Source organism: Occallatibacter sp. (genome assembly GCF_049802275.1).
Taxonomy (GTDB): Bacteria; Acidobacteriota; Terriglobia; order Terriglobales; family Acidobacteriaceae; genus Telmatobacter.
Genome location: NZ_JBARMD010000382.1, coordinates 1 through 8,008, shown reverse-complemented (window position 1 = coordinate 8,008; position 8,008 = coordinate 1). Strand labels below are relative to the sequence as shown.

The following is an 8,008-nucleotide window of genomic DNA, read 5'->3' as shown; positions in this document are numbered from 1 at the left end:
GGGCCGCCCGCCGAACCAGGTTTCAGATAGACGCTCCAGTGACCCAGCTGATCGGCTTCAGTGCCACGCGATTCGTCGCGGAAGGAGACGGCTACGGGCTGTCCCGGCGCAGCATTACCCCACACATGCACGGGCAAATCGCGCTGGATGACCATATGGCTCGAAAGAACCCTGGGCAAAGTGACTTGTGCCGAGATAGTTACAGACGAAAGTAAAAGAGAAATCGAAGCAAATAGAATTCGCACTGGTGCCTCACAGAATGGAATCTCGCCGAAATTCGGGAGCTAGTCGACCCCACTTTTTTCGGAAAGAGAACGTTATCAGAGAGTGCGGGGCTTCGCCAGCATTGACGGATCTCATTCAGATCACATTGTGGTGCGCGACGTATCTGGCGGCTTTGGGTTAAAGCAGGCAGCGACGCCAGGTTCCGGAGGTTGGAGCCCACGCTAACTTTGACTCTCATTCGGGGGTCATAAAAAGTAACCAAGAATTTTGCGTAACCTGTTAGAAATAGCAGGTTTCTTTTCACGCGATGTGCTTGATACTTAAACCATAGGTGTTCAATCAGACCGGAGTGATGATGGCCATAATGCGCGCCCCCCGCACATTCGCATTTTTTCTCGTGGCCTATGCATTCGTCCTTCTCTCGCCCGCGTGCTGCCACGCACAGGCTGCGTTGCTGATGGAGGAGCCCTACGGCTTTTTCGGGACGGTCAATCCAACCGGACATACAGCGATGTACTTCGCGCATATCTGCGCGGAGACTCCCACCACGCTGCGCCGCTGCGAGCCCGGCGAGATGGGTGCAGTAATCTCGCGCTACGGCAACATTGATCATTACGACTGGTTGGCGATTCCGCTGATTCCTTATTTGTATTCAGTGGAAGAGGGTGCCACTGTTCCTGAACGAGTGGACCGTGCAACCGTAACCCAATTACGAAACGAATACTATGAAAAACACTTGATGAATCTGGGAGGTCACGTTTCGCGGGGCAATTTCTGGCATGGCGGCTGGTCGCAGCTGATAGGTGCAGCCTACGAACGGCGGGTTTATGCCTTCCGATTTGAGACCACTCAGGCTCAGGACGACACACTGATTGAGCTCATGAACGACAAAAGGAATGTTTCCCATTTCCAATTGCTGTTCAACAATTGCTCGGACTTTTCGCGATGGGTGCTGAACCAATACTTCCCGCGGACATTCAGGCGGGGAGTATTTCCCGATGCGGGAATGACGACGCCCAAGCAGATTGCCCACAAGCTTGAGACCTACGCGAAAAAGCATCCTGAGATGCAATTGCAGATCTATGAAATCCCCCAGGTGCCCGGCAATCGCCGCTCGAGCCGCGCGAACAAAAGTATTTCAGAGTCGCTGATTACAACGGCCTATGCAATACCGATTACGATTGTGAATCCATACCTTGCTGGGTGCCTGTTTGCGGACTATATCCTTCGCAGCCACTATCAACTTATCCCGAAGGACCGGGAGAAGCTGGGACCGGAAGACCTGTACGCGTTGACAGTTCCTGCCGCGCCCGCTGAGAATCCCTTGAGCGCCAGTGTTCAGGTCCACAGCGCCGCTGCAGCGAGCGGTAGAGCGGAGATCCCTTCCGCCGCGATAGCCCATTCTGCCCTGAAGGAAGCTGTTGCCGCGCATGAGTAAGACGCAGAGCCTGAGCAATCACGCCCGCTTCGATCCGCTTTACCACTTTTTCATCTTCGGGTTTTACGTAGCCAACCTCGTGTATGCCGTAATTCACCTTCATCGCCAGCAGACGATCTCTGCGGCTTGGTACCTCGTCCTTTCGCTCGCAGTCATTGTCCCTATCTTCAGGCTGCGCACGTATCCGCTGAAGGTCCAGGATCGGGTGATCCGTCTGGAAGAGCGGCTGCGGTTGCAGGCGCTCGCTCCGCAGGCGTGGCATGCGCAAATTTACCGGCTCAGCGAAAGCCAGTTGATCGCGTTGCGCTTTGCCGCCGATGACGAAGTGGTGGAACTGGCCAAGCAGGCACTTGAGCACAATCTGAATCGCAAACAGATCAAGGAACGCATCCGCAACTGGCGCACGGACGACTGGCGGGTTTGAGAGGCTGCCCTGCTCTGACCGATACGAATGGGCGGCATTACGAGCAGGTCCCGCTGGAGTAAGTCGACGGGATCGCGACGTCGCAGAGGAATCGCGCACACGGCGTGGATTTTCTGGTTCCGGCTGCGTCGTGCGAGTGATTGCATTCCCCGCTTCGCCTCGGCGCAAGCGGCTGGCATTTAGTACAGTTCAGAGATTGAAAAGCGCGAAGGGGTGTTCTTCACCGCGTTGTCGCAGCACCGGAAGCGCAACGTTGCAGACGCGGATGCCCGATTTGGTTTCAGCCGAGAAAGTCCCTTTATGGGCGTGGCCGTGCAGCGCGAGAACCGGCCTGTGGGTCTCCAACGCGCGCTCCAGACGGGAGCTGCCGAGGAACGGAAAGATTGGTTCGGGTTCGCCCACGATGGTTTCTTTGATGGGCGCGTAGTGGGTGATGGCGACTTTCTTTTCCGCCTGTGTCTGAGCCAGGCCATAGTCGAGCTTGACAGCTTCACGTTCGGCGACCTCGACGAAGGTCTTGATTCCCTGCTCTCCAAACGGCATGAGTTCATAGGGCGCGAAGCCACCGCAAAAGCCCTTGGTTCCGGCAAAGCCGATACCATCGATCTGGTGGCACTGACCGTCGAGCAAGTGGACTCCGGCGAGACGGAGCATGCCGGCAAGCTCGTCCTGGTGTCCACATTCGTGGTCGTGGTTCCCGAGCACCGCAATGATGGGAATGCGTATGCAATCGAGCACACCGAGGACGGCGCGCATCTCTTCGGGCATGCCGTGATTGGTGAAGTCGCCGGCGATAACCAGTACGTCAGCAAGATCATTGACCGCGGAGAACTGTCTCACATCGCGCTCGTGATTTTCGGCAGTGATATGGATGTCGGCTACGGCGGCCAGCCTCATTCCCTGCTCCTGGTTGTGTTGATCTCCTGTAGCGGACGCGGGTAGTTTTCGGATAGCTCGCGGTAGACGTCGCGCTCGCCCCACTCGTCCACATCAATCGCAAACATTTTAGGGTCGATGAGAGTACCGCGAAACGGATCCTTCACTTGCGACGCGGTAACGAAATCGTCGAAGCGTTCAGCGAGATCGCGCCAGAGCGATGGAGGAACGTCGCCGGTGTGGGCCGGGTAGATGTACGCGAACAGGATTAACTGCCAATACAGCATCTGCCAATGCGGCTCGGTAAGCTTGCGGAGCCTGTCCCAGTCGAGGCTGCGGGCGCATGCCTTGAGCAGGTGCGCGATGTCGGCGCCGTCGAAGCGCTCTCGGCGCGTGACAAAAAGCTTGGAGGCGATCATCTCTTCCGCAGGGAGAATTTTGCAGCGAATGCCCAGGACTTCGTCAGCCTGCGAACGATCGATCCACGACTGCTCGACGGTGAGGGTGGCGTTGCCCACGCCACTGATGAGGTCAACAAAGTAGTCGCCGCGACGCGCCTTGGCGAGCCAGACGGGATCCTGGACGTAGGTCTCGAAACCTTCCTCAACGAGAACCGCAAATGCGCGAGGGACGGCATCTGGCGGCGTCACGAGATCGAGATCCTTTGTGGTTCGCCAGATGCCGGTGTGGTGATGGAACGCGAAGCCTCCACTAACGGCGAATGGGACTTTGGCCTCCAGAAGCCCTTGAATGACGCCCTGGTAGCATGCATAGGCATCAGGCGCCCATGCGGGCTCCTCTGATGACGTTATGGGTAACTCAGCACCGTCTTCCGACATACGTTACTTCGATGCAGGATGTTGCTGGGGGCGCACGAAAAAAAGCGGCGCCTGAGAAGGTTCATCGGTAGCGAGACACGAGCGCCGTAAGGACTATCATTTGCTTTGCACCTCCAGCAGAGTTTCGAAAGGCAGTTGGGTTGAAGCTGTTCAACATTTTCGTGCTTCTCGTTCTGGCATCGACGGCGAGGGGATTTGCCGCTGAGAACAATGAGTTGACTGCCGATCAGTCGAGGGTGCTCGAAGCAGTGCGGGTTTCGGCACTCCAATACACGCAGAGCCTTCCCGACTTCATTTGCACTCAAATCACGCATCGCGAGGTTACTGACCAGGTCGGTTTCGGAACGTCTTTCAATGGCGCGAGTTCCTCGCGAGGCCAATCGGGAGTAGCGAGTGCACCGCGCGGCGCGGGGGGCATCGACGACCTCATCGAAGAGCGGCTTACCTTCTTCGATGAGATGGAACATTACGAAGTGATCGCTGTGAATGGCAAGAAGGCTGCTGCCGGGCAGGATCACATGCAGTTTGGGGGCGCTATCAGTGCGGGCGAATTTGGCAGCGCTCTGCAGAACCTCTTCAATCCGCGGGCGCTTGCCGAGTTCTCGTGGGACAAGGTTGCGAACGTGAACGGCCGGCGAGTCTATATCTTCAAGTTTCAAGTGCCCAGCCAGAACGGCACCATCGTGATCCACAGAGAGACAGACCAGAAGATCCTGGTCGCATCTACGGGGCGGCTGTTTGTAGACGGTGAGACGCTGCAGGTGGTGAGGATAACGTCGGAGCTGGAACTGCCGACTGACTTTCCAATCAAGATGGCAACGGTCTCGGTTGACTACAAGCCGGTGGCTATCGCCGGGAAGACCTACAACCTGCCGAACCGCTCGCAGGTCCGGATGAAAGACAACTCACGTCTGTACGTGAATCAGATCGAGTTCCGGGACTACCACAAGTTCGCGGTTGAATCTACGATTCACTACGACAGTGAGGGTGCGCCGCCGAAGCAGTGATCCGCCTGGTTCAACCCTTTGGGCTGCTGGAATCGTTGCCACCTGGCGATGCTGCCGAATCGGCCTTGGGCAGCGATTCCGTGTCGAGAGCGTGTTCTTCGCGGTAGTGCTCCACGGACATCTTTCCATCCCACCACGCCCAGTTCATCGGATAGACATCCGGGTCGCCGAAGACCTGGTAGAAGTGCCAGACAATGATCGCCAGCGTGGCGAGAATCGCCTCATAGAAGTGCACGGCGGTGGCGACATCGACCCACCAGCGCGCGAGCAGGTTGCCCACCCACACCTTGGCCCACATCATCACGCCGGTGACGCCCATGAGGCCGGTGCCCCAGACGAGTGCCCAGTACTCGGCCTTTTCTCCGTAGGTAAAGCGGCCGAACTGCGGCTTGGTTTTGCTAAGGCCGAGGTAATAGAGCATTGCGCTCAATGCGTCTTTGCCATCCTTCGGGCGTGGCGCAATGTCGCAGAGAAGACGGCGGCCTTCTTGAGCGATCGAGACATAGAAGATGTGATAGAAACCGGCGGCAATGAGGACAACCCCCGCAATGCGATGCACGACGCTGCGCACGTGTTCGCCCATGCCGAGAATTTCGGCAAACCATGAATCCGGAAATTTGAGCGCAAAGCCGGTAATGACGAGGATGATGAAGCTTGAGAGCAGGACGAGATGCTGCCAGCGCTGGTTGGTGGTCATGCGCTGCATCATTGGGTTCTGCATATGGCGGCGTGCGGCGGCTTTGCTGCGCCAGATGATGAAGTTGTGGATAAACATCGCGCCAATGACGCCGAGGATGAGGATGATGTAAATGATGCGCACCCATCGCGTGATGAGGGAGCCGAGGTCTTTGGGGTGGATACCGTCGGCCATGTGCACGGGCGTCAGGGTGAACTTCTGAGTCACGCCCTTGTGGCATTTGCCGCAGGTTGCGTCGAGGTTGGCGCGATTGACCGTTGATTGAGGATCGCTTGAGGGCAGAATATTGTGCACGCCGTGGCAGCTGGAGCAGTTTGCGGCGACAACGGAGCCGCCCTCGGCAGCGAGGCCGTGATAGCTGTCGAGGTATGTCGAGACGCGATTCCCCGGAACGCCAAATTCGCTGGAGAGTCGCACGCCTTCGTGGCAGCGGGCGCAGGTATCGCGCGAGACATTCTGTTCGGCTACGGGCGAATTTGGGTCCGTGTGCGACTTGATGGAATGGATGCCGTGGCAATCCGTGCACACGGGAGACTGGTTGTTACCGCGCGCTATGGCCTGGCCGTGGATGCTCTGGTTGAAGGTCTGCGTGATCTCAGCGTGACATTTTCCGCAGGTGGCCGGGACGTTGAACTTGGAGATCGGAGACTTGGCGTCGTTCGCGGGGCTGATCGCGTGGGCGCCGTGGCAGTCGGTGCAGACGGCTGCCTGGGTTGAGCCTTTTTCCGTGGCACGCCCATGCACGCTCTCCTGGTAGGAGAGGAAGGGCTGCGTGGTCTGGCCGTTGGATTCCATCAGGAATTTCTGGCCGTGACAGCGGCCGCAGGTATACGGAATGTTAGCGTGATTTACCGGGGAATCGGGATCTCCGCCGGCCAGCACTTCGTGTGCGTTGCCATGACAGTCCTGGCAGTTGGCGGCTGTTTTGCCCGCGGCGGTAACCTTCGCGTGCATGCTGTGCGCGTAGGCGTCTTTGGCATCAGCATGGCAGTCGGCGCAAAGAACCTTCTGCGGCGGAGTCTCGTGCGCCAGGCTCTTCACGTCTTTGTGGCAGTCCACACAGGCCAGCTTCATTGAGGCGTGGATGGAGTGCTTCAGCTTCTTCGCATCGACGAAGAGCGAAACGGACTTGCCGTTGACGTCAGTGGTGAGGGTGGAGTCACCGTGGCAGGTGAGGCAGTCTTCATCTTTCAGCTTGTGTTGGGCGCGAGTGGGGACTGCCGAGCCCAGCAGAAAGAACGCAAACGTACAGAGCAGGATTCTGCTGGAAACTTTCACGCAATGAGGAGACGCTTTTGTCGTTAGGAGCGCCGTGATAGGAGTCACAGAGTGATGCGAAATGAGACACAATGAATCCAATGCGCTTGCGCTGGAGTCTGCGATCAGCTTTGGAGTTGGGAGAGAAAGACAAGCATTCGGCAAGCTCCTAGCTCCGGTCCAGCTTTCCTACCAGAGTTTGCATCAGGGAATGACTTCAGTCATGCCGCATGTGCTCACTCACACTGGTCGGGCTTTAGCCCCTGCGAGCTTTCGCCTTGCAAGATTCGTGAAGCAATACGGATAGCTTTCTGGGACGTCCACTAGTCCGGCTTTGACTGGGTTCAGCGCGATGTATTTTCAGAATTGCAACCGATCGTCGTCGTTTTTGACGCGGACTTCTGAAAAGCCCTTTTGCCAAACCTCTCCGAGATAACCGAATTCCTTCTTAAGCCGATACGAAAAACCACCTTTGATGAGTTGCATTGCTTTTTCAATCGTCATGTCTTTGTTCACAGTAATGAGTAGATGTACGTGGTCGGGCATGATTACGAAATCGAGGATCTTGAATCTTCGCGCGGCTACATGCGAACGCAGAACATCGATGAAGAGAGTGGCATTGCGTTCTGATTGGAAAAGACGATGCCCCGTTGCCGTTCGCGTTGTGGCAAAGAAGGTGCGGTCGGATTGTGCAATTTCGTTGGGGCTGGAGTTTCTGGTTGGGCGGGCCATCGCAGGGGCTAAAGCCCTCTCTCTTATTCAATTGTTAATTTCGGCACGACTGAAGTCCTGCCCTGATACAAGCCCGTCTTCTGACAAGAAAATCTACGAACTCAAGAGAAATGAAGTGTGCCGAAGCCCTCTCTCTCTCTTGTTAAATTGTTAATTTCGGCACGACTGAAGTCATGCCCTGATACAAGCCCATCTCGCAATCCTCGTTGGAACGAGGTGTTGACCTAAGCCCATGCCCTGATACCAGCCCCCGTCTCGAAAGCTCCGGGTCGCCTGCCCTGTCTCACCGGAAATACGCGGTTAGTGTGAGCACAAGCAGCGTCAGGCCGATGAAGATGGCGGTGAAGCCTACTATGCGCGAGCCGTTGACGAACCACGTGGCAGGCGCGGTGCCCAGCCGTTGCTCGAGTTTGCCTTCACGCACCATGCGGGCGTATTCCTGCGGGCGTTTGTGACGGAATTCTTCTTCGCTTTCGACGCCGGTGAAGATCACCATATCCATGGGAAAGCTGT

8 protein-coding genes and 1 pseudogene are annotated in these 8,008 nt (G+C 56.9%); 3 read left to right on the top strand and 6 right to left on the bottom strand.

Annotated features, from left to right (window positions below; translation table 11 throughout):
• A pseudogene (locus WA354_RS13510) lies at positions 1-245 on the bottom strand (sialate O-acetylesterase); the annotation flags it as partial.
• Between the two features lie 344 nt (positions 246-589).
• Here WA354_RS13510 and WA354_RS13505 point away from each other — a divergent pair.
• Together WA354_RS13505 and WA354_RS13500 are read left to right on the top strand one after the other, a co-directional pair.
• Positions 590-1,663 carry a hypothetical protein gene (locus tag WA354_RS13505; protein ID WP_472813538.1) on the top strand — a complete coding sequence of 358 codons (1,074 nt, stop codon included), beginning with the start codon at positions 590-592 and terminating at the stop codon, positions 1,661-1,663.
• Positions 1,656-2,087, top strand: coding sequence for a DUF6526 family protein (locus WA354_RS13500; RefSeq protein WP_472813537.1), 432 nt, complete (start codon positions 1,656-1,658; stop codon positions 2,085-2,087). The genes WA354_RS13505 and WA354_RS13500 overlap by 8 nt, the downstream gene beginning before the upstream one ends.
• 189 nt (positions 2,088-2,276) lie before the next feature.
• Here WA354_RS13500 and WA354_RS13495 read toward each other — a convergent pair whose 3' ends face one another.
• Positions 2,277-2,984 (bottom strand): metallophosphoesterase family protein, encoded by a 708-nt coding sequence (locus tag WA354_RS13495; RefSeq protein ID WP_472813536.1) that lies wholly within the window; start codon positions 2,982-2,984, stop codon positions 2,277-2,279.
• The gene (locus WA354_RS13490) at positions 2,981-3,802 is read right to left on the bottom strand and encodes a nucleotidyltransferase family protein (protein WP_472813535.1); all 822 of its coding nucleotides are present in this window, start codon (positions 3,800-3,802) and stop codon (positions 2,981-2,983) included. The genes WA354_RS13495 and WA354_RS13490 overlap by 4 nt, the downstream gene beginning before the upstream one ends.
• Positions 3,803-3,942: 140 nt before the next feature.
• On the opposite strand from WA354_RS13490, the gene WA354_RS13485 reads away from it, so the two are divergent.
• Positions 3,943-4,809, top strand: coding sequence for a hypothetical protein (locus WA354_RS13485; protein ID WP_472813534.1), 867 nt, complete (start codon positions 3,943-3,945; stop codon positions 4,807-4,809).
• Positions 4,810-4,819: 10 nt separating this feature from the next.
• Here WA354_RS13485 and WA354_RS13480 read toward each other — a convergent pair whose 3' ends face one another.
• From WA354_RS13480 to WA354_RS13470, 3 genes are all read right to left on the bottom strand, one after another.
• Positions 4,820-6,784 (bottom strand): cytochrome b/b6 domain-containing protein, encoded by a 1,965-nt coding sequence (locus WA354_RS13480; protein WP_472813533.1) that lies wholly within the window; start codon positions 6,782-6,784, stop codon positions 4,820-4,822.
• Positions 6,785-7,123: 339 nt separating this feature from the next.
• Positions 7,124-7,495 carry a transposase gene (locus WA354_RS13475; RefSeq protein ID WP_472813532.1) on the bottom strand — a complete coding sequence of 124 codons (372 nt, stop codon included), beginning with the start codon at positions 7,493-7,495 and terminating at the stop codon, positions 7,124-7,126.
• A 283-nt stretch (positions 7,496-7,778) separates the two neighbouring features.
• On the bottom strand, positions 7,779-8,008 hold a 230-nt coding region (locus WA354_RS13470; protein WP_472813531.1), incomplete at its 5' end, for a hypothetical protein.

What these genes read in the sequence shown, in the direction of transcription:
- WA354_RS13505 (WP_472813538.1), top strand. Translation starts at nt 590, where the DNA reads ATGCGCGCCCCCCGCACATTCGCATTTTTTCTCGTGGCCTATGCATTC.
- WA354_RS13475 (WP_472813532.1), bottom strand. Translation starts at nt 7,495, where the DNA reads ATGGCCCGCCCAACCAGAAACTCCAGCCCCAACGAAATTGCACAATCC.
- WA354_RS13490 (WP_472813535.1), bottom strand. Translation starts at nt 3,802, where the DNA reads ATGTCGGAAGACGGTGCTGAGTTACCCATAACGTCATCAGAGGAGCCC.
- WA354_RS13495 (WP_472813536.1), bottom strand. Translation starts at nt 2,984, where the DNA reads ATGAGGCTGGCCGCCGTAGCCGACATCCATATCACTGCCGAAAATCAC.
- WA354_RS13500 (WP_472813537.1), top strand. Translation starts at nt 1,656, where the DNA reads ATGAGTAAGACGCAGAGCCTGAGCAATCACGCCCGCTTCGATCCGCTT.